Origin of the sequence: Vibrio sp. Isolate24 (assembly GCF_022398215.1) — a bacterium.
GTDB lineage: Bacteria > Pseudomonadota > Gammaproteobacteria > Enterobacterales > Vibrionaceae > Vibrio > Vibrio coralliilyticus_A.
This window is the reverse complement of record NZ_JAKEUU010000002.1, coordinates 857709-883577: the sequence shown is the minus strand read 5'-3', so window position 1 is coordinate 883577 and position 25869 is coordinate 857709. Positions and strand designations below refer to the sequence as shown.

Here is a 25869-nt window from a genome sequence, read left to right as displayed (position 1 = left end):
AAACCTAATGAGATGTCGATAGCATTGTTATGCTTATTTGCGGTAAAATTTGTGCCTCATTAGTCGAACTATTCATTTCAATGACGCTAAAGCTGACCATTATTCGTGGGTTGCCTGGTTCCGGGAAAAGTACTCTAGCTCGGACACTGGGTGTGAATCATTATGAAGCGGATATGTACTTCATTGATGCTCAAGGTGATTACATTTTCAGACCAGAAGATATCTCGAAGGCGCATGATTGGTGCAAAACAATGACGCGTGAAAGCTTGCTTCAGAAGCAAAGCGTGGTGGTATCTAATACTTTTGTCATGAGATGGGAGATCATACCCTACTACAAAATGGCGCAACAGTATGGCGCGGTGTTTGAAATCATCGAATGTAAGCAAGACTATGGCAATATTCACGGTGTTCCTGCAAGCACTATCCTAGAGATGAAAAAACGGTGGCAAGAATGGCGAAGAGAACCGCTGTAATAGAAATGACCTCTTACGGCGTCTATAGCCAGTGGGATTCAAAATCTAAGCACTTACCTAAAATTCAAGACTTCACAACTAAAATTCCTGCCGATCAGGATATAGAGTTTGGTTTTATTGTGAATATCAAAAAAGCCAAAGGTCAGGTGATTGAATATTGCATTGACCATCCGGGGGTTCTGGGTAAAAAGGGCCAGATATTAGATCCGTTTACTGGGGACATGCATGTCGGGAGTAATGACTGGGATTTTTATCTTGGGGATACCATTCAGCTTTTAGACCCTATCAATGGTTATGATTCCAACATTGGTAAATGGCGTATGACCATTGAATTAAATGGCAAAGTGGTTGCGGATAAGACCTTCGATGTTTACAGCCGAGAAGGAGAATTCTGGAAAAGACGAGGGTTTTAGGCTGTTCCTGTCACTATAGCCAAGATTGTTTAAGTGTCTCTAACTTCAAGGGTTTGGAAAAGTAGTAACCTTGCAGATAAGATACCTTCATTTCGGCTAAATATTTGACTTGCTCGGGCTCTTCGACGCCTTCTGCAATTATTTTTACACCCAGGCGATGGCCAAGTTCAATAATCGTGTTTAGTACAGTGGCATTAACGGTTTCTAAACCAATAGTATCAACAAAGCATTTATCGATTTTCAAATAATCAAACTGAGTGCTCTGGATGACTGAGAGAGCTGTGTGACCGGTACCAAAGTCATCAATCGAGATGAGAACGCCGCTCTTTCTCAGCTCGGCAAGCGCATCTCGCCCTTTGTCATCAAGTATCTGTCTTTCGGTGACCTCAACTACAAGGCGAATCCCAACCTGTCTAAAGCGGATAGCATAGTGACATAGAGTTGATATATTTTGTGGCTGATGTAGATAGGAGGGAGGAACATTAATACCTAGATGAACATGACGGAATGCAGGTTCTGAACTGAAATCCTCTAATGCCACTTCCAATACATAATCAGTAATAGCATCTATGATATTTTCTTGCTCAGCCAGTGGTATAAATAAGTCTGGGCGAACCAAACCTAGTTTAGGGTGTTGCCAGCGAATAAGTGCCTCAAAACCACTCAGTTTCTGACTGTCGTCAGCGTCAACAATAGGTTGATAAACGAGGAATAACTCTTTTCTTTTTAAGCCTTTTTTGAGGTCATCGACGAGGCTGTCACGGCTTTTTAGACGCGAAAGAACAATATATAAAGCCATTGAAATGAGAAAAGAAATTGGAATGCTGCTTAATGCAGAATAAACAACACGTCGATGAATAAATTCGGAGCTCGCTTCAGTCATTAAAGAAAAACCATACTTTGGAGAGGTAGTAATGTAATGAAGAGTATCCGATGTAAAATCTTTTTCTGCAGGGTAGACTTTTTGACCAAACTTAGCCGTAATAAAACTCAGCTTATCATTTTCAATGTTAGTTAGCCTTGTAAGAAGGTAGTTATTGTCAACGATAGCAAAGGCACCACTATTTACGATATTCGGCTCTCTATTCACCACGACCATCGTTCTTTGTTTTGGGTCTTGGTTAATATCGAAAAGAAAGGCGCCAGATTTAGCCGTACCATTTTTAAAGGCATAGTTTAAGTCGGTATAAACTTCCCCACGCTTTGAGGAGCAAATAGCGATGCCGTCTTGAATGATGATGAGTTCTCTTAAGGAACTCTCAAACAGGAGATCTTCACGAATAGCGTCACAACTCTCAGGATGCTTCATTGCTTTAGCATTTTTTTCTTGGAGCTCAGTGATGACATCTTCAATTCTATCTTGAAAATTTAAGGCTATGGTTTTCAAGCTATCCGTAATTCCATAATACGCAACGTATTGTGAAACAGGAAAAACAATGCAAAGTGGAATTAAAATGTAAGCAAGCAGTGATTTAAGTTCTAGTGTTAGAGTTGATACGCTTTGATTCATTTTAATTATTCTATCCAGTTAACTTATTTGATATTAATATATATTGCCGCATAAAAATGTCGAACTGTCCGCAAATTAATCGCAATAACTAAGTTAACTTTTACACCAATTCTGGCTATTCAGCCAATTTTCGCCTTAGGTGATCTATTTTATTTACCGTTAGATGATAAGTGCTGGTAATCGCTTTATTGACAGTATTTTCGATAGCTGTAGAGAGCTAAGCTGATCCATAAGCCGCTTTGTAACCACAACAGCCCCCATTGAGAAGATATTTGATCCCAACTTGCTCCCATTTGATTTAAGGCAAGAAAGCCCTGAATAGCTGGTGTGCTTGGAAAAAGTTGTGAGAGCCAGAGGACTGGGGAGGGAATACTGTTTAGTGGCCAGATAAACCCTGCACTGAAGATCAACGGCATTGAGCTGATGAGAACGACTAGGGTAACAAGTTCTCGTCTTGGCGTTATTGCTCCCAAGCAGATACCGATTGCGCAGGAAGCGAGTAAAAACGGCAATAGCAGGGAGAGGAGTTGAGCACTAGTTGCAAGTTGACTGATGCCATGCATCGAGAAACTGGCACCAAAATAAAACATGCTCAGAATATAGTAAATGCCTACCAGAACACTAAAGCGGACCAAGAGTAGTGTGCTCGGCTGGGTGGCACTCCAATAGCCTTTTCCGCTTTTTTGGCTACCAGTCATTAGGCCTGAAGCCATCGCCATCGTCTGCTGTAAAATCAAAACAAACACAGCTGGAACAACATAGTCAATGTAGCCCATACGTGGGTTGAAGGTCGGCTTAAGGTTCAGTTTGGTTGCGCTATATTGTTCACTGGCTAAAGCCATTGGAGTCCCATCTAGGAGTAATTGAGTAACTTTTGTTTGGGCGGCTAAGGTTCCCCCAGCTTGTGCAAGGCCTTCAACGACGGTTCCGTAGACAAGAAAATAGGAGGCATCCCCTGCGAAAGAGAGAGTCGGGCTAGCACCCATTAATAGGTCTTTATAAAAATGCTCAGGAATCACAAGAAAGCCGCTGATTTTACCATCGATAAAGGCTTGTTGAGCAGACTCGATAGCGTAATCACGTTGTACGACTTGGACCTGTGGCGTTGCATCCACCATTCTCTCAAGCTTGTAACTAGTCTGGCTACGATCAAGGTTGACAATAATGATGGGTTGTTCTCTTGGCGTTTGGTGGTTGTAGGGAAGAGGGTACAGAAACGAATAGAACAGTACACCACCAAACACAGTAAGTGTCACGATAGGGTTACTCAACAAAGCTTTAACTTCGGCAGAAAGTACATCTATGATTCTCATTGCGCCTCCACTTGGCTTTGTCTTGTGTTGAATAAATGTTTTCGAATTAGCAAAGCACACATTAAGGCTGGGAGTAAGTAGCCTAACATGGGTAGCAGGTGAGGTAAGGCATCATAAACACTTTGACCATAACTGACTTGGCTTACCTGAACCTCGATATAATGGCTAATAGGTAACAAGCTGCGCCAAGCTTGTGCGAGGTGGTTCATGTCTGTCACTGGAAAAGTAATGCCCATGAAGGCGAAGCTGGGGGCAGTGAAAGCGCCAGCAAAACTCATGGCGCGAGCTGGGTCGAGAGTTAAAAAGAAGAAGAAGCTGCCCATAACAACACAAGCGAAAACAGTGATGATTTGTGCGAATATCAACACAGCATAACTACCGCTCATTGGCCATTTGAAGCCCATGTAAAACCAGTATAGGAAGGCCAAGCCTTGTACTATAAATATGGGGAAGTAAGGAAGCAGAGTTTTTAAGCACTCTGTGGTGCTGTTATTTCCCAACCAACGAACTAAGCCTCTATTTCTATGATTTGCGGCCAGTATTAAAATGGTCGAAACCACAATGATGATTTGCCACAAGGCAGGCACAATTGCAGAGACCAAAAACTGCGCGTAATTGGCGTTTTTGTTGAATAAAGGTGTAATTTGGGTTTTGACTGGCAGTGCTGATCCCAGCGCTTGATCTATTGAGTGTCCTCCTTCTAATAACGCTTTCTTAGTGTCGATTTGGGCATTGAATGTTGACTGTGCTTGCACCAAGGCTGAGCTGATAAGTTTTCCAATCAATATTGTCTGGCTGTTATAAAACGCACTCACCTGTGGAGGTATACCCTGATAAATACTCTTATCAAAATCCGTCGGAATAACGACATAGGCGAAAACCTTGCTGGTCACGAGTGCATTTTTGGCCTCGGCAATATCGGCAAAGTTCCGAGTCACTTTTAAAGTTGATGTCGCATCGTAATAGTGACTCAGTTGGCGGGAAAGTTGACTATGAGATAAGTCGACAATGCCAATAGGTAAGTCTCGTGCCAGTCCTTGTGAAAAAATTGCCCAAATTGAGATGACGAGAGCAATAGGTATCCATGTAAGACAGGACAACAACCATTTATCGCGCCTGATGATGGTCCACTGAGTGGAAAACAGATCGTTCATGTTAAAGCTCGACTGCCAAGCTCATCCCCATTCGAAGGGCGTGATCATGCGTCAAAGGTCTAGCTTCAACTTCAAAGGTTCGAAGATCAAAACCCTGTGACGAGTCGGTTGAACGCCAAGTTGCGAAGTCTCCCATTACCGCGATATGAGTGACTTCAAATTCCAATGACTTATCAAGCGCGGGCAGGTAAGCATTGAATATCTGGCCCTTAGAAAAATGCTTGAGTTGATCTTCTCTGACATTCAATACAGCCCAAGAATCCGCTGTATCAATAACGGTCACTACAGGGAAGCCTTGCGGGGCAAGCTCTCCACTTTGAAGTAAGACTTGTGACACTTCGCCATCAAACCAGCTTTCGATTTGAGTGTCTTTTGCATAAGCTTCTACTTCAGCCACAGCGCCTGCTGCCATACGGGCTTTTTCTGCAGCGGCGATTTTGGTCTCATCACGCGCCCCTTCACGCGCCATTTGGTACATTTGATATGCTGCACTTTCCGTGTATTTCGCAGCATCCCATTGGGTTTTTGCTTCATCCCGCTTTTGCTCAGCAACCACGCCATCTTTATAGAGGTTGTTGACTCGAAGGTAGGTTTTCTCCATAAGCTGAGACGCTGCTTTGGCTTTTTGCCATTGGTCTTTAGCAGCTTGAATTTGCTGGGTGCGCGCCCCTTTTTCTGCTTCTTGGGCGATGGCACCAGCTGCCTTTTCTCCTGCTATAGCTTGCTCAAGTTTTGCTTCAATTTCTGGACTATGCAGAGTGAAGATTAATTCGCCTTTTTGCACCTTGTCGCCTTTGCGGACCAATACCTGATCAATTCGTCCGGGGACTTTAGAAGAAATACTATACTGCTGTGACTCGATTTGCCCTTGCAGTCGAACCGGCTTAGGCAAATAAGCCGTATAGAATTGGTATCCAACCCAAGATGATATGGCTAAAGCAGCGGCAGTTAGGATAATAGGTTTGGCTTTTTTCATCTTAGTGTCCTAGAGAGTTGACGTGTTAATCGAGTCCTGCTGGTATTGTTGAAATGTGGCCATTTCGCTCGATAGTGCTAAAAGTTTTGATAGTGATAACAGATAGTTAAAGCTTGCAGCAGACTTTTGGGTTTGTACGTTGGCCAGATAAAGTTGAGCATCGACCACATCTGTCGATGTTGAGAGACCCTGAGAGAACCCTTTCTCTCGCAGTTTTATGTTTTCTTTCGCAAGTTCAATGCTTGAACTCAAGCCCAATACTTCTTCTTGTGCTTGCTGGGCTTCCAAGTAGGTCTTTTGCACTAACACGGTCAAATCTTGTTTCGCCTGAGCTTTGAGGTACTGGACTTGTGAAACGGTACTGTGTGCGGCTTTGACCTGTTCAGAGCGGCCGCTTGATTCTATCAGTGGAATGCTCACACCTACACCGACCAGCCAGTCTGGTTTCATCTGACTGGCAAGAGAGTCGTCTTCATGCAAACTGTAGTCACCGTATAGATACACTTCAGGGTAGTACTTGCCTTGCTCTGCTTTGATAAGACTGCGTGCTTGCTTCTCTTTGGCATCAAGTAAGGAAAGCCCGGGGTAGGTGTTTAATGTTTGATCAATAAATGCCTCAATCGGAGGAAGTGTTTCATTGATGAATAAGTGATCCCTTGGCTCGACTGTGGCATTTTGGCTCAGTATTTGGGTTAATGCAGTTTGGGCAATATCGAGGTTTTTCTGCGCTTTCTTTCGCTCTATCCTGGCTTGATCTAAGGCTGATTCAGCTTGGAGGCGCTCAACACGCGCAATCTGGCCTTGCTGCTCCAGCTTAAGGGCATTATCCCGGTGCTTTTTAAGTCCACTTTCAACAAGCTGGCGTGTTTGAACGACCTCTTTTGCCAGTAATACGCTGAAATAGTATTTACTTAGGTCTTCGTACCGGGCTTGTGTCTCCATTGCCAACTGGCTTTGTGCTTCTTCGGTTTTACCTCGGGCTGCCGATTGTGCTGCATTAATTCGGCCTCCGGTAAAAACAGGCCAAATGGCTCTTATCGAAGAAGTGAAAATATCTCGTTCGCTGATGGTGGATGTAGTATTACCAAGATCGCTAAAGAGTTGACTCAGGCTTGATAGTAAGGAAGTCGGTAGGGCAAGGCTACCAATGCTGGGAAGCGTTCCATGAGTACTTTCTATCAATTGGTTACCAGATAGCGTTACGTCGGTATCTAGCCGGGTATAATTTGCACCGACGGTCACGGAAGGAAGATGAAGGTTGTCGGTTGCGTTTTCGAGATGCTGATATCGGTCGACATTGGCCCTTTGTGCTGCAAGAGAATTGTTTTCACTCTGCAACAACTGCCAAGCTTCTGAAAAGCTGATAGCAGCCGAATGAGCGGCTATTGGCTGACAGCTAAGGCAAGCGATGATCAATGCGATAGGGCGCAGCGACATAGTATTTACTCTATTCGTTAAAAAATAGAGTTTAAACTCTAAGTGGTTGGGTTTGCAAATTGCGCTAATGAAAAAGAAGGCACTATTGCCTTCTTAGTCTAGTTATGTTTATTGCTCTATTTTGACTGGTTCTGGCTTGAACCTTTTAAATAAACCAATAATGATAGGGCTGCTTAAAACCATTATTGCTAGTACTGTAAATGCCATTGTAATTGGCCTTTCCCAAAGGAAGCTAAGCTCTCCATCGCTTATCATTAATGCTCGGCGAAGGTTCTCCTCCATTAATCCTCCGAGAATGAACCCGAGAAGAAGGGGGGCGAGTGGGAAATTAGCCAGTCTCAGTGCTATCGCACCTATGGCAATCAACAACATGATAAAGACGTCCATTGTGTTGAAAGAGACCAGATAGACACCAGTGATCGAGAAGAACAATATCATTGGTAGAAGAACCGTTCTGGGAACTGCCAGCAACTTCGAAATGTAAGGGATGAGCGGTAGGTTGAGGATAACCAATACGATGTTGCCAAAGTACATTGAGATAATCACCGACCAGAATACATCAGGATGCTCGACAAATAAGCGAGGGCCAGGTTGGATACCATAGGCAATCAGTGCGCCTAACATAATGGCGGTTGTCCCTGAGCCTGGGATCCCTAGCGTCAAAAGCGGGACAAACGAACCGCTGGAGGCTGCATTGTTAGCCGATTCCGGTGCGACCAGACCGCGGATGCTGCCTTTACCAAATTCTTCTTTCTTCTCCTTTGGGGCGAGATTCCGTTCCATACCATAGCTTAGAAAGGCTGCGATAGTCGCACCAGCGCCAGGCAACACGCCAGTAAAAAAGCCTAAGATAGAAGAGCGGATCGATACTGGCGCGACTTCCTTGACCTCCTCCTTGGTGACTTTCATGCTGCCAATGTCGCTCATTTTGCTTTGTTCTTCGTTGCGAGTGTCTTTCTCTGGTTTGAGTATGCCCATCAGAGTTTCACCTAGCGCAAATGTCGCCATAGCCAATAGTAAGAAACTGAAGCCATCCATTAAATCTGTGAGACCAAAAGTGAAACGCTCAACGCCGACGCCTTTGTCAATCCCCACTGTTGAAAGCATCAGGCCTAATATGGTCATCATCCAAGCTTTGATTACCTGACCTTTACCGGCAAAGGCTGCAACGGCTGATAGGCCCAATAGCATCAGTGCAAAGTAATCCGATGATTGGAAGCTAAGTGACACACTTGCCAGAGCAGGAGCTGCTACGAGCAGCATAATCGCGGATAGGGTACCACCCGTGAATGATGAGTATGCAGCTAGTGCTAGTGCTTTACCAGCTTGACCTTTCTGCGCCATTGGGTAGCCATCAAAAGCGGTCACAACGGTAGAAGAACAGCCCGGAGCGTTGATTAGAATTGAGGAGGTTGAGCCACCAAATACGGCACCGTAATACACACCTGCCATTAAGATTAGGCCTGATGAAGGATCTAATCCATACGTAATGGGGATCATCAGAGCGATAGCTGAAATAGGGCCAAGGCCTGGAAGCATACCGATGAAAGTACCAACGAAACATCCGACGATCACCATCATGATGTTCATCGGCATAACTGCGGTCGAAAGACCTTGTAAGATTCCATCTAACATTTGTTATTCCTTACTGTTTACGACCACATGGTGAAGATGACGCCCGGTTCTAGATAAATATCCAGTCCCTGAGTGAGCAGCAGATAAAATGCGATAACAAAAGGGAAGGAGGCTCCGAACAGGACCTTTTTCCGTCGTTCACCCAGTAGGTAGAAACCTGCGAGCAGGAATAGTCCCGTTGAGAGCACAAATCCAATGTAAGTCAGCCCTAAACCATAAAACGCCATTAACGCTAAAAAAGCGATCAGCAGTTTCCAGTTAAAATCCATTACCGCGCCACTTTGCTTATCCGCTTGGCCTGTCACAAGTAACATCAGAGAAAGACCGATACCGATAAAGGTCAGAAGTGTGGGTAAGGTGCGAGCCGTGAAGGGTTCATATTCGTCACCGGGAAAAAGAGGGATTTGTGATGTTTGATAGCCATAACAAAGGCATACGATAAGAAAGATCATGGCACCGACGCGATCGCGACAAAGCAAATTCTCTTTTGAGAAAAACTGACCTTTGTTGAAAGAATTCGTTGGCAAGTCCGACATATCCAACTCCATTTGCATTCACATTGAGGGAAGAAAAAAGCCGTACAAGAGGGATTAATGAGCATGTATCACTAACCAATAAGCCATTTGCTGCTAGTCAAAGAGGCTTAGCTGTTTATTTCTAAACAGAGGAGATTGTGTCGTTATCTCAGGTACGGCAAAAAGGAAAGAGGGCAAGTGCAAGTTTGCCCTCGACAGGATTACTTAAGGAAACCCAGCTCGCGCATTAGGTCGCCCATTTGCTTTTCTTGATCTTCAAGGAAAGCGTAAAAATCTTTATCTGCCTTATAGTTATCGATCCAGCCATTGCGATCTCGAACGACCTGCCACTCGTCGGTGTTATACATTTTCTGCAGCGCGGTGTTCCACTCATCCAGCTTTTCTTGGCTGGTACCTGGAGCGGCAAAGAATCCACGCCAGTTAGCAAAGACAGTTTCGTTTCCGTATTCCGTTAGAGTTGGAATTTCTGGTGCAGCATCTAGGCGTTTAGGTGCTGTGACCGCTAGGATCTTAACTTGCCCAGATTTCGACATCTCCAGTACTTCACCTAGGCCGGTGGAAAGCAGTTGTGTTTCGCCAGAGAGTAGAGCGGCCATGGCTTTACCGCCTGCATCGTAAGCGATGTAGCGCACTTTACGTGCATCGAAACCTTCACCCTTGAACGCTGCCGCTACAACTAGATGATCCATACTGCCACGAGCTGATCCGCCGGCAATTTTGACTTTGCGAGGGTTAGATTCAAAGTCTTTAACTACGTCTTCCCAAGTGTTGTACTTGGAATCGACAGAAGTCACGATAGCACCATAGTCTGCAATGGTGGCTGCCACCGGTGTCAGATCACGAAATGACTGAGGGAAAATGCCTGTCAGGGAGCGCACAACGATTGGAGTAGAGTTCACCATCAAGGTATCTTCCTGACGCTGAGCGGTTTCGATCAGGTGAGCAATGGCTTTACCGCCACCACCGCCGGATAGGTTTTGGAATGAGACGTTGTCGACGATATCTGACTTAACGAGGACATCACCCGTTCCACGAGCCGTCATATCCCAGCCACCACCAGCACCGCCAGGGATTAAGAAGTGTATTTTTTCAAGATCGGCTGCAAAAGTGTTGAAAGAAAAAGACGCAGCGATGATTGAAGCTGCCAGTGTTGGCTTGAGTACCTTAAACATGATTCACGTTCCTTATGTTCAGGTGCATCTTCATTGAGATAGCACTTATCGTTATCATTTTTCCATTGGTGAGGAAGAGTTTTCACCAATAGATGCGTTTAAGGTTAATGAGGTGTTAAATAGTTGTCGCTAATGCGTTGATAAAAACAATACTGTTTATTCTGTCGATTTTGTTCATAAAGTTCACAGCTCTTTTTCCTGAAATGGTATTACTCAGCACCTGAGTGCATCACGTGTTGCTTAGCGCGTTTAAGTTGTTGAGCAACCAATATTTGGTAACTGCTAGAGAGGTGGTTTAGTTGTGGACGCTTTTCTGTTTTAGCGAAATCGAGCAATGTTAGCTCTGAAAATGGATGCTTTTCCCACATGGTCTGAAGCGTGATAGCGAGTGAAAAGAAGTCATTTTGCGATGAGATTTCTCCACAGCGAAGGAGAGAATTTAAAGGAGAGAACATAGGTGATAGGGAAGGGTTGGTCTGTATTTCATAGTATGAATTTATGGGGAGAATGCTGCCAAAATCTACCAAAAGTGTTCGGTAGCAGGGAGTAACGAGTAGATTGGATGGCTTTACATCACCATGAACAAAGCCTGTGGCATGAAGTGCTTTAAGTGCTTGTTCGGCATTATGCGTAATTTCTTTTTTTAAAGGTTGATCCAATAAAGAAAAGTCTGCTGATAAAGATTCCACAAACTCTAATATAAGCCAGTCAACCCCTAAGCTTGAGCCGTAATCGAGATACTTAGGCCAGTATGGTGAAGAGTGATGGTGGAGAAACTCGGCCTCGGCCTTGAGTTGTTGCTTCGCATAAAGCGACCAAGCAAATTTGATAATGGTTGAACCAAAGTGAGGGTGAGTAGCAAGGTAGGCTCCACTGCGAAGCAATGAGTACTGGGTGACACCCAGTACTCTAAAGCAAGCCGCTATTTTGCTTTCTGCTTCATGGTTCATCGCCACAATTTATATACTCGAAGGTAGCGAAAAAGCCGAGAAGAAGTTCGGTACAAATGGATTATTTTGCCCTTGAGTTTTAATGCTCAGTTGTACTTGGCTGTCACCATATTTAATGGCAACTTCGGTTTGCTGAGATGTCGATGAGGCGACTCTTGGCTCAATAAGCTTAAACCAAGCCCAGTTACCTTCAAACTTCTCGTTGGCGATAGAATTAGCCTGAGCCATAATCTGGAAGCCTAACGTATCTTGCTCAATCGCTGCAGCATTCCAACTCTGCTTACTCCATAGACGTGGCCCATGCTGGTATGTAAACAGAGGCTTTTCTCCACGAATAACGAACTCTGTAACATCGGAGCTCATTTCTTTGGCTTTTAGCTGGAACTGCAAAGACATGTTTTGCGGGTCAGCTAAGAACAAAGCATTTCGAATATCACGAGCTTTCTCAATCATTTGCCAAACGGCAGGGTCTAAAGCTAAGCCAGTGTTTGGCAGCAAACCATAAAGATAGGGAGAGCGCTCTTCAGTAGAGAAACTTTTCAGCTTGCTTTGATAAAACTGATCTAAGGTCCCGTTTGTTTTAAAGAATGCGGCTACGTCTGCGGTACTCGCATCTAAACTCGCACTTTTGTTAAATGGGTAATAGGCTGCAATGGTTGTTTCATAGGGTTGGTAGACTTCTGACTTCCACGTGCTGTTGAGGTAGGCATGCGCCAAGCCCATTACTAAGTCATTGGCTTGTTGCGTCACCTGAGTCAGTATTTGTTTTGAAATATTGAGTTGTGACGACTCTTGTTGAGCCAGCAAAGTAATTGGGTTACTGGTTTTTATTTCAGCGGTTAGCGCTTGATAGGCCACTTTTTGTGGTTCTTCTGCCTCGTAGAACTTCCCTAGCCAAGTCTCAGCTTCGGTAAATTGCCCCAGCAAAGAGTCAATAGGTTTGTTGCCCTGTTCATCTGCCGTTACCTGCTTGTGGTATTGGGAAAAGGCAATAAAGATCTGTCGTGCAGATTCTTTCTTATCGACATCTTGTTCGGGTGGCTGCTCTCCTTCACTGGTAGTTTCAGGTTGAACGAGCTCCACAGAAGTGTACTTACTTACCGTGTTATATAACTGCGCCAAAGGGTTGTTCGAGGCTGTGGTCAGGACAGATAAGGTTTGTTTAAGTTGATCTGCATTTGCTAGGCTCTTGACTTGAATATGTGAGGAAAAATCACGCCAGTAATTAATGTAGTCGTTCTGGTACATTTGTTTAAGGTCACGACTGATGCGATACATTTCTAGTGCACTTGGAGACGTACCTGCAACGCCTTCATAAGCTTTGAGTGCTTCTTTCAATACTGGCGAGTCAACAGACAAATCTAGATCGTTAAAACCAGAAGGTGTAAATAAATAGGGGACTAAATAGCCGACATAGTTTGGTGAAAAAGATAGCAATTGATCAAAGTTGCTACCCAGCTCTTGTCGTACATCGATACGCTTCGAATAAGTTGGAGAGTTTAGGATATGCTCATAAAGTAATGTCTCGATACCGGTTTGGTTGATCACTTTCTTCGCTAAACTTTCTAAATCAAAATTTGGCTTGAGTGGGACTAAGTCCTGAGCGAAGACATCATCAAGTAAGACTCTCAGTTGAGCTAAATTAACACTATCAGCCTCGCCTTGTTCTTCCAATGTGTTGATGAAATAGTTTTTAAGCTCCGCAATATTTGTTCGCTCTGCGTTAAATAACAGTCGGTAGTTATTTAGTAAGGACAAAGTTTTCGCTTGATCTTCAAGATTCACGTAGACAAAAAGGTCTTTTTCTAGGGTATTCTCCATTGAAGGAATTAACACACGTTGTAGCTCACTAAAGTAAGCATTCTGCACGTCATTCATTATGCTAGAGCTTGGCATGAACGGCAGGCTGTACCAAGGCTTGGGCTCTAAATAGAGAGAGTAAATTCTATTCAGCGAATACAGATTCGGGATGTTATCCGACATGTTTTCGATGTCATAAGGTTGAGCGGCAATGGCTTCTTTATAGCGCTCAAGCATATTATCAGCTCTTGCTTCCCTCTGGTTTTGATAGTCAAAATCCAGCTTAATGATCAAGAGAACGCTTGCAAACAAACCAAGCCAAAACAAGGTGTAGGCGGTTTGCATAGTAAGAAGCATATTCTCTTTGCGGCGGTTTACTCCCACCAGCTCATGCTCATTAATGATGGTATGAGTCATCAAATGCTGCGCAAACAAAGTCTGTTGTACAGGTATCTGTTGGTGTTGTTGGAACTGCTCGTTACCTAAAGACTGGTTGACAACATTGGCCAAGACATCGTGCTGACTTTGAACGGTGCCACTATGCGTAAAGTAGAATCCGCGAAAGTTTAAACCATCTTGGATCTGATCACCGCGATACAGGCGATGTAGGAACTGCCATAAGCTTTGCTTGAGTAGCCCAAATTGATAAGGAGCGGCGCAAATAGCATTACGATAGTCTTGGTTAAGCTGCGAAGCCAGAGCCGTGCTCATATTGGCGATCAATTGACTAATTAGACTGTCATATTCTTTATTAAACCAGTCTCCATCAATGCCACCATGTTTTTGAATTGGGGAGGTAGCACCAAAGACTTCGTTGCGTTTTGTTTCATCAAAGGCAGAGAAAAACTGACAGAAATCGTTGATCTGGCCCATTTGAGTGACAATGTTATATATGGGAAGGTTTAAGCCAAAAGCGCGATTAAAACCTTTGATTTCAGACTTGATCTGATCCGCTTTTTGAGTCAATGCTTCCGTTGTGCTTAGTAGCTGTTTGACATCTGTAGTCAGAATGAGTCCATTCAGAGCCTGACGAGGGCGCCACTTATTCAAGCTTTGACATAATGTTTTGATATAGGCTGGGTTTTGGTCTTCCCCTAAACTCACTGAAATTAGAATGGAATGTTCACTTAACCAAAATAGAATTGGGAATTCTATATCGTTCCCGAAATCGTCCACTTTATAAGCTTCATAGCCCATCTGAGTGATGATGCTCTTATCTTTACGTGGGTCCTCACTGAGGAATAAGTATGTCGGTTGATCATAGCGACTAGTGAGTCTCTTTTTACGCTTTTGAACATTGAGCATTAACTTAAAGTTTTGTGCTAAAAGCTTACAGCGCTTGTTGATGAGCGCTTTTTCTTGATCTGAGGTTTGTGGTTTGTTCTTTCTTCTGGAGAGCAGCCAGTAACAAATATAGCCTAGAACAATGGCCACCAATATTGTCGATAAAACGCCGACCGACGTATGGTCGGGATAGGCGAGCTGCCATGTCAGAACGCCACCGACCACAACAATAACGAATACTAAGAGCAGGGTCCAAAGTATGGTACTTCGTTTGTTGCTTACAGGTTTAGATGAAGTTGATTCTGCCATTCCTAAGGAGCCTCTGAAGTTTTCTTTGTGTCTTTTGTCGTTTTTCTGTTTTGCACAATGATGGCTTTAATTGCGTCTTTCTCTAGGTACCAAGCTTTGATTTCACGTGCTTGTTGAGAAGAGTCGCTACGTACAATAACGCGGAAGTAAGAGTGGAATGGTTCCACTAAAGGCGTATATGCAGAAGGCGATAGTGTGTTAATAAACGCATTGGCATTTTTTTGTGATGAGAAAGTCGCCAATTGCACCAGCCAATCTGATTTACTTGTGAGCATGGAAGGCGGAGGTGTTGCATCTACCATTTCGACCTTACTGGCTCTTTGGGGGGGATTAACTAAATCATCGTCGTTACTAATGAAAACGATGTCGTTGACCTCTCCCGATAAGATGTAGCGTTCACTAAAGTCAGGCAGCAAGCTAAAATCTCGCGCTCGTTGAGACATGGTCTTTTCATACCAGAAGTGTGTTAACCCAATGCTTAGCGCCACTAACGTACTAAAAAACAACGTGGTAAGTAGGTAACGTTTTCTGCGAGTTGGTTTACGCGCTTTGGGCAGTTTTACTCTTGTACGGCAATGGATACTGTTACTTTGCCGGTATTGACTAATGACTTGCTCCAATTGGTGAATAAAGCTTTTTAACTGTTCGCTACCTGTTTCGCGATATTGGCCTTTGAAGCCAATGTTGAGAAAAATGTAGATGATTTCAAGTAAATCGATAAGTTTATGAGGCTGGCGTATTGCCTTTTCCGCAACAGTGAAAAATAACTCTCCGCCGTTACGCATCCCAAATAACTCGCTGAGTAGCGTTTTATTTTCCCAACCCCGCTTCTCACCCCATTCGCTGTAGATAATAAGCTCATCCAGCACGACAGCATACAGAAAGCAGAGCTTATCGATGACAGCGACAGGGTAAGTTAACTCAGCCCCTTTAGACTTGATTTCATTGATATTGCTGACAAGCTGGTGGCGTAGTGTAGTGACATCTTCAGGTTCAGGCAGAGTCGAAACTTTGAGCGTTGTCGCCAATAATTCACTACTGATATTAATCAGCTGATTTTCAGCTTTATCGAAAAAATTCAGAAAGTCATGATGGCTTTTGCTCGCGTGAACAGGAGCCCAATGGGTTGTTGTATCGTCACTGTTTTTGTCTGTAAAGTCTGATTTGTTGGTATCCCAAACCAGTGTTTCTTCGTCTAAGTAGTCCATAGGCATTATCTCAACGCGTACAACATGACTTCTAATTCACCAATGCGAGTATCGACGTGAAGCGCTATCGCATCACGGTTTTCAAGCATCTCTAGCCACATTCTGTCTGAGGTGTCGACTTCAAAATAGGAAACACCTTGCATTGGTTTAAGCTCGCTTGGAGCAACGGGTAGTGGTGACAACGCGATTCCGGATAAGCTGTTTCTAACCAGCTCAACGATACGAGCATTGTTACCGAGCTTGGCTGCGACTGGGAAAAGCTCATTCAATTCGGCGCTACTGATATTGGATTTGACGGCCAATACGAAACGACGATTAGAGACACTTGCCGTATCTTTTATCAAGGTTCTTAGAAGTCGACGGCGTTCGAATAGGGAAGAATCCCAGTTAAATTCAATCACAGAATCCTGCTGAACCAGAGTCAGCATATTGCGTAGGCTAGAAAACAACGGATTAAAGCTGTCATAAAGCCTGTGATATTGCAGGTTACTGCATGGCTCCGGTATTGCCGGCGTTAATGCCATGATTTGAGCTTCAAACTTGCGTAGTTCGAGGTACAAATCATGAGTTTGGAATTTGGGGTTGTTAATTGTGAGATCGAACCAAGGAAGCCAAGTATTCAATGTCTGTAGCCAGAGGTAGTCTTGCATCATTGACTGAGGGCTTTTTTGCCCTTGACCGGCTTGAATACGTTTGAGTAGGTTGGTGGCTCGATTAGAAGATAGGGCGTGTATCTCTTTCATACGTTCCACTAATAGTGTTGAAGCCCCATAGTGGAGGCAAGCTGGAATAAATGCTCGGTCAAGCACCACATCCCCAGATTCACTACTTTCCAGAATTTTGGAAATAGGGATCAGTGTAAAACCAGAGGTGTCTTCACCTTCTAATTTGATGGAAATGTTGAGCTGCGCAACATCAATCTCTACGCTGGCATTTTCTGATGTTGAAGTATCGAAGACACTGATCGATTGGGTTATATAGCGACTTTGCTCTGCTTCGTCACTACCGTAGTCATTATTACCTTGTAACGAAATTGGCAAAGCGAGATAAGCGATAGTCTCAATAGTGCCTTGTGGGATATCTCGGGCGACTTCTTCTCTTAACTCAAAATGGGTTCCATCGGGGAATACGCCAGCCGAAGACGCGACAGAGAGCTTGCCGATTTTAAGCAAATCGTGATTGATGGTTAATTCAGTCACACCATAAAAGGGAGCAAATCCAGCTAATGTCTCGATATTTTGGCGAACATAGTTTTGAACATATCGATCCTGCTGTTGAAAATGCTGTGGGGCAATGAACATACCTTCTTGCCATACTACTTTTTTGAATGCGTCCACGTACTTTCCCTACTTTATGATTAAAATAATTTCCACCAGGGAGAATCTGGCGTAATAACTTCTAGCTTGGCCTTGTCACCTGAAATACTGAGCTGCAAATACTCGTCCGAGGTTTTTGGCAACATAGATACTGACTTAGGCTCACTTTGCTGGTAATCGATAAATTCGACCAACACTGCAACGTATTGTGTTTGATTATTAATATCTAACGTTATCTTTTGTTCACTACCGGGAATAACAATCGGTAGTATTTGTTTCGAGACTAAATTGGCGCTGAGCAGTTGCACATCATTACTGTATAGGTCAATAAAAGGCTGCTGCTTAAACATCTGTGCATCAGTCAATTGATATAATCTAACCACAACGGGGTTCGATTCATTGGAATCCGACGGGTTGGCCGATTTATCTGACTTAATTGCTAAAGAGTATTGAGTTACAACAGGCGCAGGATCTGACGAACAACCGATCAGAAACAGGGCCAAAACAACACACCACTTGGCCATTAACTTTCCTCTCTTTGTTTCTGCATGTTCTCCATAAAAAGAGCTTTGAATTGGCGTCTGAAATCTCCATTCTCTTGTCTATGCTGGAAGTGTTTGCGATAAATTTTCCAGTATTTCTTCTCTTTATTGGTAAACATTCCGCCAGAGATATAATCGCTAAACTGTCTCTCAAGCTGAGTCGGTGCGAATTCGTTCAAGAACTGATCAACCGTTTTTTCGAGGGCATCAAACAGCGCTTCATGATGCAAGGTCGGGTTTCTCAGGTATTTATTGTTCTTCTCTGTCATAGAAAGAAGTTTTTCTAGCGATGCTTCTATGGGTACACCTGCTTTCGAATGTACAGGTAAAAACTCAGGTTCTTCTGGGTTTTGGGCCACTTTCGAGTTGATATCATCAACTTCGACGTGTTGAGCAATCAGATCTTCATCTAAGTCTTCAAAAGGGTCCGCAGCAAATGGATCATCACTTAAGATGTTATCTTCAGAAAAATGGTTGTTCTTTTTACTTTCCACGGGAGAGGGTTCTTCCTCTAAAAAGTCAATGTCATCATTATCTAGTTGAAGCGAAAAAGGTTCAGAAAACAGCTCGTCATCTTTCTTCTCATCTTGAGGTTGCTCGGAGGTGATGAGAGTGGAGACCAGCATGGTATAATTCTCGACCTTAAGAATATCGCCATCGCTGAGCGGATATTCTTTTCCTTTCGCCATTGATTTATCGTTCAGTACGGCACTGTTTTGGCCTGTACTCTTTACACTGTATCCATTATCGGTAAGGCGAATACTGCCATGTACTCTTGAAATGCGTTTGCTTTGGTCGGGTAAAGAGATATCACAAGAAGTCGCCCGTCCAAATTCACCACCTGTTTTTGGTAAGTACACGACACGAGAAGTGACTACCTCATCAGAGGGTACTGAAATCAAATGAATGCTAATTGTCACTTGTTACCCCTCACACTTTAAAATCGCTGCATTAAATGCAGATAGGAAACCTGAGTACTTGTTAAGGAATCGATTTGAAAAGTAGACGCCCATTGGTTTGGTGTCCATCAATTGTGACTGAAAGAAATCCTCAGGTAGAGAAGCTTCCCTTAGTTCACCCCGAAAGACTTTTTCATCCTCCAATGCAACATCAATTTCCCTTTGTTTTAAAAGCTTTAGTAATACTTTAGCATCTCGGGGCTGTTTGACTACGTTGAATCCGTTGCGCTTTAGCCAAAACCACTTGTTGGACCCAAATTTAGCTGAAAACTTAAGGTTTACTTTGGTAAGTTCATCCATTTTGGGCTCTACACCGGGCCCAAAGTACCAGCGTAACTCTTGTTGAGCGATCGGTGCTGATAGTGTTGCGTATTCATCCCGTTCAGCCGTTTGAGTTGCAACAAAAAAGCCATGCTGTGTACCGCTTTGAACTCGCAACTGTGCATCAGACCAAATCGTCATTGTGATCTGGTAAGGCTGACCCATATGGCTTAGGGCGCACTTTACTTTATCCAGAGCGATTCCCTGCATCTGGCCATGTTTATAGTCTTGATAGGGCGGCCAATCCTGAGTGGTTAAATGCAGCCGCGCAGGGCCAAATGTTGTTTGTGCGGATGCATTGGCTACAGTGATAAGGCCAAGTAGAATCGCTAGGCAGAAAGTAAAATACGGCATCATTCTGACCATTCATTTCCTCCAATAAGCTCGGAAATCTTTAATATTGAAACTGGTGGATAATAATCGAGGGCACGAGCTGCGCCGACATTGACTATGTATGAGTACTGAGTCAGAGGCTCAATAGGTACATCACTAGGTTCGTATCTTCCACTCAGTATTTGCTCTGCTTTGTGGCCAGCAAACTGGCCGACATTGTAATAACGGCTCACAATGCCAAAAAGAGCGTCATGTTTTCTTATTGGTGATTCGGTGGCGGAAAACGTCGCAATACCTTGTCGATGCAAGCTGTCTACAATATCTTTGCCCTGACTGATAATGTATGAATCTGGTGGAAGGTAGGCGAGTTGAACACCATCTTCCAACATAAGGTCAACGACCTTTCCAACTGAGCTGGAATCAGGTTTGTCGTTTATTGTTCTGAGAGGATACAAATACACATCCTTTTTGAATTTTGCTGAAAGTGTTTGTATGCTGCGCGCTGTTACTACGGCATTGTTTTCTAAAGGGTTGAAAATAATGCCGATAGTTTCGATACCGTTTAGCTGACTGATGGCGTTGAACTGTACTTTATGTGGAACAATATGGCTGACACCAGTAAAATTTCGTTCATTTTCTTCTAAAGAGTTCACTATCTTTGAACCCACGGGATCAGTGACGATACTGAACACAACGGGAGTATCACTTTCTTCTCGGAAAAGGCTTGGGTTGTGTTCTGTGCCTAAAAGGTTAAGAGTGATTGTGGTGCCAAATGTATAGATTAAATCTGGGTTTAAATTATCTATGCTTTCTAAGTGCTGCCTTAAGGTTGCTTTGTCACGTTTTGCATCTAGCACTGTATAGCGTATGTTCATTTTTTCGGATAAGTAATCCATAAACCCACGTTCAGCATCGGTGATGCCGCGCCATAACACCATTACGACATGTTTTTCGCTTCCTGAATCTGCCGCTGGCACAGCAAACGGCAGAAGAATTAGCAAACACAAAAGCAAAGCCTTCATTTTACCACCTCCACTTGGTTTCTGTCTCTGCGGACAAACAAGCTATAGAAGCTCAGCAGAACAATAGAACTGATTAGTAATGCAACACCAAACAGCATAATGGTGCTTTGGAAACCTAAAACACTTAAAGCAAGCCCTGCAACTAATGGGCCCGCGATATTGCCAATACGTTCGGTCAGTCGGAATATACCAATCGTCTTGCCTTTATCCAGCCCAGAACCTGACAATAGCTCTATTATGAGTGGAACTTGCGGAGAAACACATAGGCCGTGTGCGATACCCACGAGTATAACTATCATGAGTAAGCCAAATGTCCCCGGGAGCATCATAATATTGATCAATGCGGCGGCAGACAAGATACCACCGGCAAAGATAAAGGCAATTTTGTTATTCCACTTGTCAACTAGCGACGCAGCGAGAGGTGAGATGATGATAATGGCAAGCCCATATGTCATCATTACACGACCCGAAACAGCGCTACTTTCTCCTAGTGACTGCAAATAAACCGGGCAGATGTAATATAAGAAGCCAGTTAAAACCACTTTAGCAGGAATGGCACTAAAGAAGGTAATGAGTGCAAAATACTTATTACTCAACAGTATTTTAAAGTCAGTTAACTGTACAGGCTTGCTTTCACTATTGGTTTCTCCACGATCAAAGAAGATGATGACTAGCATTACCCCAACGATCGCTAAAGCGGCGGCAAGCATAAATGTCATCGAGTAGCCAAGTTTGTCCGCTAGAACGCCACCAATTGCCGCCCCACAAAGTGAACCCGAGAAAAAGGCTGATAAGAAGGTCGACATACCTTTAGTTCTGTTTTGCGTATTTGTTGTATCAGTGACATAGCCTTGAGCCGAAATGAATACGATACCGTAACCAACAGCGGTTACTGCTCTAGCAACAAGCAGCAACTCAAGGTTGGGACTTAGGGCGGTTGCCACTAGCCCCACAGCAGTTAGAAGACCACCACCGATGAGAGACTTTCTTCGGCCGACTTTGTCAGACCAGTAGCCAGCAAAGGGAAGAGATAGGGCCCAACACAACATAAAGAGTGAAATAGGTAAACTGGTGACTAAGTCTGTTGGGATCCAATTCTGCGTGCTTGGCAAGCTGGCTACAAAGTTAGGGAAAAAGGCTAGGGAGGCGGCCTCTGAGAATATTAAGATAAATAGAGGAAGTCTAACAAAACGGTAGTCCTGAATGTTTTTCTCAGGGAGCGTTTTGCTGTCAAAAGTACTCTTTATGAGGGCATTTAGCTTACCGATGAGAGAGCCAAGCTCGTCATTGGATTGAACCTTAACAAGATATGGGATTTGTTTATGTTCGCCCATCGCAATCAACTGTTTAATCTGCCTCCATGGTTTGATGATCATGAAGTGACAGATAAATAAAATGATTTCAATAACGAACAATCCTGAGGCAACAAGGACTGTGATCATATCCATAATACTATCTTTGATCATCTGTGGGATGATATTAGTATCAGCCATCATTTGAAGCTTAATCATTCCAGTAGTATCTATCGGAATAGACAACTCGCTTGCTTCGACATAATCTGGGAAAAAGTCGGGATGTTGATAGAGAGCAGTTTCGTTACGTTCCAAACGAATAGAAAGCAATTCAGGGTGATGTTCAATATAAGATGAAAATTCTTCTTCTAGACCCATTAATCGTTCGAGAGGAACTCCTTCATTAATGATGCGTCCAATCATATGGGAGAGTGTATCGCCGATAAGGTTAGACTTTTGTTCTAGCTGATTTTCATAAACAACGGAGAACTTATTCAATGATTGATAGGAACTTCCTAAGTTTGAAGCTACTGTTAAAACAATCGCGAGAAGAATGATAAGAAGTGGAAAATACTTTGCACGGATTTTGTTCCACTTAGAACTAGTTCGGTCAGCGATAATATGGCTTTTAACTGAGGTTAGCAGTTGTTTTTCGGTCATCCCTTCAGTATTTATTGCATTGGTCGCTGATTTGACTTTTTTCAGCAGAAAATCAAGCAAAGAGTTTAGTGCCAAATATCCAATGACCGCAGCGACTAAAACCCATAAAAGGGTGTCCATGACTTGTTGAGAAAGCAAAGTTTGTTTGATTTGCTCAAGATAAAGTGGCGAGTAGTAAAGTCGCAACTCCCCTTCTTTTACATTGAATGTATTTACAATATCGGTAGTCAGCAGCCTGTCAGTGTCGAATTTAGCTACTCCTGTAGTAAACAGGACGTCGTCAGAACTGTTTACGACTTGAATTTTACTGATACCATCAACAAGCTCTAGGCGTCTTTCGATGAGAGATTGGATATTCGAGATAGAAGAAAGGGAGAGCCCCAAACTCATTGCCTGTCGAATGTCATTATCTGTCTCGTCCAGTACCACCTGATAAGTTGAGTCACTTGTCTGAGTTAGGCGTTTATCGAAGTTGAGGTAGTTTAATGTTGTATTTAACCCGTTAGAAAACAGCAAGACAGCGACAATGGCCAAAATAAGCTTGGCTCGCAGTGAGATAAATCGTTGAGCTTTAACCATGTATCCAGTATCCATCTTGCTGTTCATCTACCGAACTTACTGAATAGTAAGTTCGAATCCTTCCTCATTGTTAGCTGCATTAACAGACACTTGTGTGATTGGCTGTTGTTGGCTTAACCTGCTAATACATTCTTCAGCTAGCTTAGGCATCAAAGAACGGTTAATGATTTGCTCAACGGCTCGACCACCAGTGGTAGGATCTGTATTTTTACCAACAACGTATTCAACGAAGCCTTCATCCCAAGTGAACGATGCTTGATACTGTTCGGCAAGTTTCTTCTTGATCCTATTTAGAGATATCTCAGTGATTTTAGCTAACTCTTCGTCGTTTAGTGGGTAGTAAGGAACAATCGTTGTACGGCCCAAAAACGCTGGCTTAAAATAGTGCTGAAGATCTGGGCGTATCGCTTCAAGGAGTTTTTCATTACTTAGGCGTTCACTATTATCTGCACAAGCATCACAAATAGCCTGATCCGCTGCGTTTGACGTCATAATAATGATAGTGTTTTTAAAATCGACAGTTCGACCTTCGCTATCTTTGATATGCCCTTTATCAAAAATCTGATAGAAGAGATCATGCACGCCAGGGTGAGCTTTCTCCATTTCATCTAACAGTAAGACCGAGTAGGGGTTACGGCGAATGGCTTCTGTTAATACTCCACCTTCACCAAAGCCTACATAGCCGGCGGGAGAACCAAGTAACATAGAAATTTTATGCTCTTCCTTAAACTCGGTCATATTGATGATAGTAAGGTCGTTGCTACCACCATATAGCTGCTCTGCAAGTGCCATAGCGGTTTCTGTTTTACCTACACCACTAGGACCGCACATTAGAAATACCCCAATTGGTTTTCGGCTATCGGTGAGGCCAGCACGAGAAATGCGGATCGCTTTGGCAAGTTCCTGTTTTGCTACATCTTGGCCGATGACTCGATTGTCTAGCTCTTCTTCTAAGGATAAAAGACGGGCGATTTCATCACTCATCATGTTCCCCACAGGAATTCCTGTCCAGTTAGCAATGACCTGAGCAATGGTGTTGTCATCAACCATTGCGTTGACCAAAGGCTCTTCACCTTGTAATTCACTAAGCTGATCAATGAGTGCGTTGAGTTTGTCTTGTTTTGCTTTATCGACGGATTCCCCGGTTTGCTCATCGCCGATTTCTTGCTGAAGCTCTTTGATTTGCTCAACCAAGTCGATTTCTTGCTTCCAGCGGGTTTGATAATCTTCCAGCTTTTTCTCGTTATCCGAAATTTCGGTAGCAAGTTCGGCAATTTCATCTTCCGCAATACCAAATAGCGCATTTTCTTTTTCTAATGCGGTTTTTTCATTTTTTTGGTAACGAATAGTTTGTTCAAGTGCTTCAATAACTTCGGGTTTTGCTCCTTGAGTCAGAGCGATACGAGCACTTGCTGTATCGAGTAAGCTAATGGCCTTGTCAGGAAGTTGGCGACTTGGTAGATAGCGAATGGATAAGTGAACGGCTGCATCTATGGCTGATTCTGCAATAAAGGCACCGTGGTGTTTTTGCAGCGAAGCCGCTATTCCACGAAGCATCTGCTTGGCATCTTCAGCGTTAGGCTCTTCGATCGATACAACTTGGAAGCGTCGAGTTAACGCAGGGTCTTTTTCAAAATACTTCTTATATTCTGCCCAAGTCGTTGCTGCAATGGTCTTGAATTCGCCACGCGCTAGAGCTGGTTTCAATAAGTTTGCAGCATCATTTTGACCAGCAGCGCCGCCAGCCCCAATTAAGGTGTGAGCTTCATCAATGAAAACAATAATAGGTTTTTCGCTATTTTTGACTTCATTGATGACGTCCTTGAGTCTGTTTTCGAATTCGCCTTTTACACTAGCCCCAGCCTGAAGTAGACCAAGATCCAAAGAGTGGATTTGTACACCTTGCAGTGCCCCTGGAACTTCATTCTCTGCAATACGTAGTGCTAAACCTTCGACAACAGCGGTCTTACCAACCCCAGGCTCACCTACCATAATTGGGTTGTTCTGACGCTTTCTGCACAGTATGTCTATCGCTTTACGTACTTCGGAGTTGCGACCAGAAATTGGGTCAATATTACCATCTAAGGCTTGCTGAGTTAGGTTTGTGGTGTACTTACTTAACGCATCGTTACCGACAGGTGCACCACTAGTACCATCGGTAGCTGCAGCACTGGTTTTAGAACGTGCTACCGCTGTTTTATTGATTAAGCCTTGCAAGGATTCCAGTGATACATTTTGCAAGCTTTCTAGCTGCAGTGTATTCATTCCAAGCACGTTTTGTTGCAACATAGCCTGAATCAAATGAAGGCTGATCACTTCGCCATGACCATAGTTTACAGAGGCAATCATCCAGGCATCTTTTACGATTTCGGTAAGAGCTTGACTGAGAGTCGGTTGGCCTTCATTTCCTTTAGGAAAACGTGCAATTCTTGAGGACAACTCATTCACTAAATTGTCCTGCGAGAGGTTCTGGGATTGAATGAGACTATTTAAATGTTTATCTTGCTGTGAGAGTAGCTGTAATAGCCAGTGCTCAGTCTCAATAGAAGGCACATTTTGGTTCATCGCGGCCCCAGCAGAAACTTCAAGTGCTTGTTTCAGCTCTGGTGACAACTTAGCGACTAGATTTGTTAGCGTAACTTGCGTCATACCGTTTTCCTTGTATCTCAAGAGGC

General features: G+C 43.6%; 20 protein-coding genes. 2 read left to right on the top strand and 18 right to left on the bottom strand.

Translation table 11 applies throughout. From position 1 onward, the window contains the following. Nucleotides 1–29: 29 nt before the first annotated feature. Nucleotides 30–473, top strand: coding sequence for an ATP-binding protein (locus tag L1D23_RS12230; protein ID WP_239866619.1), 444 nt, complete (start codon nt 30–32; stop codon nt 471–473). After that, nucleotides 452–886, top strand: a complete 435-nt coding sequence (locus tag L1D23_RS12225) for a DUF3859 domain-containing protein (RefSeq protein WP_239866617.1) — start codon at nt 452–454, stop codon at nt 884–886. The genes L1D23_RS12230 and L1D23_RS12225 overlap by 22 nt, the downstream gene beginning before the upstream one ends. Before the next feature lie 13 nt (nt 887–899). Here the strand turns inward: L1D23_RS12225 and L1D23_RS12220 are convergent, their stop codons facing one another. From L1D23_RS12220 to tssH, 18 genes are all read right to left on the bottom strand, one after another. After that, nucleotides 900–2396 carry an EAL domain-containing protein gene (locus tag L1D23_RS12220; RefSeq protein ID WP_239866615.1) on the bottom strand — a complete coding sequence of 499 codons (1497 nt, stop codon included), beginning with the start codon at nt 2394–2396 and terminating at the stop codon, nt 900–902. A gap of 185 nt (nt 2397–2581) precedes the next feature. Continuing rightward, nucleotides 2582–3709: an ABC transporter permease gene (locus L1D23_RS12215; protein ID WP_239866614.1), complete on the bottom strand. Its 1128-nt coding sequence runs from the start codon at nt 3707–3709 to the stop codon at nt 2582–2584. Continuing rightward, a complete protein-coding gene (locus L1D23_RS12210; RefSeq protein WP_239866612.1) occupies nt 3706–4863 on the bottom strand; it encodes an ABC transporter permease in 1158 nt (385 codons plus the stop codon). Before L1D23_RS12210 ends, L1D23_RS12215 begins: the two co-directional genes overlap by 4 nt. Nucleotide 4864: 1 nt before the next feature. Then, nucleotides 4865–5839, bottom strand: a complete 975-nt coding sequence (locus L1D23_RS12205) for an efflux RND transporter periplasmic adaptor subunit (RefSeq protein ID WP_239866610.1) — start codon at nt 5837–5839, stop codon at nt 4865–4867. A 9-nt stretch (nt 5840–5848) separates the two neighbouring features. Beyond that, entirely contained in the window at nt 5849–7276 is a 1428-nt protein-coding gene (locus L1D23_RS12200) for a TolC family protein (RefSeq protein WP_239866608.1), read from the bottom strand. 108 nt (nt 7277–7384) lie between these two features. Then, nucleotides 7385–8911 (bottom strand): tripartite tricarboxylate transporter permease, encoded by a 1527-nt coding sequence (locus L1D23_RS12195; protein ID WP_239866606.1) that lies wholly within the window; start codon nt 8909–8911, stop codon nt 7385–7387. A gap of 17 nt (nt 8912–8928) precedes the next feature. After that, on the bottom strand, nt 8929–9447 hold the full coding sequence (locus L1D23_RS12190; protein WP_239866605.1) for a tripartite tricarboxylate transporter TctB family protein: 519 nt from the start codon (nt 9445–9447) through the stop codon (nt 8929–8931). A gap of 200 nt (nt 9448–9647) precedes the next feature. Continuing rightward, on the bottom strand, nt 9648–10619 hold the full coding sequence (locus L1D23_RS12185) for a tripartite tricarboxylate transporter substrate binding protein (RefSeq protein ID WP_006962072.1): 972 nt from the start codon (nt 10617–10619) through the stop codon (nt 9648–9650). A 209-nt stretch (nt 10620–10828) separates the two neighbouring features. After that, on the bottom strand, nt 10829–11569 hold the full coding sequence (locus L1D23_RS12180) for a protein kinase (protein WP_239866789.1): 741 nt from the start codon (nt 11567–11569) through the stop codon (nt 10829–10831). 9 nt (nt 11570–11578) lie between these two features. Continuing rightward, the gene (gene tssM / locus L1D23_RS12175) at nt 11579–14962 is read right to left on the bottom strand and encodes a type VI secretion system membrane subunit TssM (protein WP_239866604.1); all 3384 of its coding nucleotides are present in this window, start codon (nt 14960–14962) and stop codon (nt 11579–11581) included. A 2-nt stretch (nt 14963–14964) separates the two neighbouring features. Further along, nucleotides 14965–16170 carry a type IVB secretion system protein IcmH/DotU gene (gene icmH / locus L1D23_RS12170; protein WP_239866603.1) on the bottom strand — a complete coding sequence of 402 codons (1206 nt, stop codon included), beginning with the start codon at nt 16168–16170 and terminating at the stop codon, nt 14965–14967. Nucleotides 16171–16175: 5 nt separating this feature from the next. Then, entirely contained in the window at nt 16176–17507 is a 1332-nt protein-coding gene (tssK, locus tag L1D23_RS12165; RefSeq protein WP_239866602.1) for a type VI secretion system baseplate subunit TssK, read from the bottom strand. Nucleotides 17508–17527: 20 nt separating this feature from the next. Then, a complete protein-coding gene (tssJ, locus tag L1D23_RS12160) occupies nt 17528–18010 on the bottom strand; it encodes a type VI secretion system lipoprotein TssJ (RefSeq protein ID WP_239866601.1) in 483 nt (160 codons plus the stop codon). Further along, nucleotides 18010–18948, bottom strand: coding sequence for an FHA domain-containing protein (locus L1D23_RS12155; RefSeq protein WP_239836475.1), 939 nt, complete (start codon nt 18946–18948; stop codon nt 18010–18012). The genes tssJ and L1D23_RS12155 overlap by 1 nt, the downstream gene beginning before the upstream one ends. 3 nt (nt 18949–18951) lie before the next feature. Next, entirely contained in the window at nt 18952–19665 is a 714-nt protein-coding gene (locus L1D23_RS12150; protein ID WP_239866786.1) for a transporter substrate-binding domain-containing protein, read from the bottom strand. Then, nucleotides 19662–20663 carry an ABC transporter substrate-binding protein gene (locus L1D23_RS12145; RefSeq protein WP_239866600.1) on the bottom strand — a complete coding sequence of 334 codons (1002 nt, stop codon included), beginning with the start codon at nt 20661–20663 and terminating at the stop codon, nt 19662–19664. Before L1D23_RS12145 ends, L1D23_RS12150 begins: the two co-directional genes overlap by 4 nt. Beyond that, nucleotides 20660–23209 (bottom strand): MFS transporter, encoded by a 2550-nt coding sequence (locus tag L1D23_RS12140; RefSeq protein ID WP_239866599.1) that lies wholly within the window; start codon nt 23207–23209, stop codon nt 20660–20662. The genes L1D23_RS12145 and L1D23_RS12140 overlap by 4 nt, the downstream gene beginning before the upstream one ends. Nucleotides 23210–23230: 21 nt before the next feature. Then, the gene (gene tssH / locus L1D23_RS12135; RefSeq protein WP_239866597.1) at nt 23231–25843 is read right to left on the bottom strand and encodes a type VI secretion system ATPase TssH; all 2613 of its coding nucleotides are present in this window, start codon (nt 25841–25843) and stop codon (nt 23231–23233) included. Nucleotides 25844–25869 lie beyond the last annotated feature (26 nt).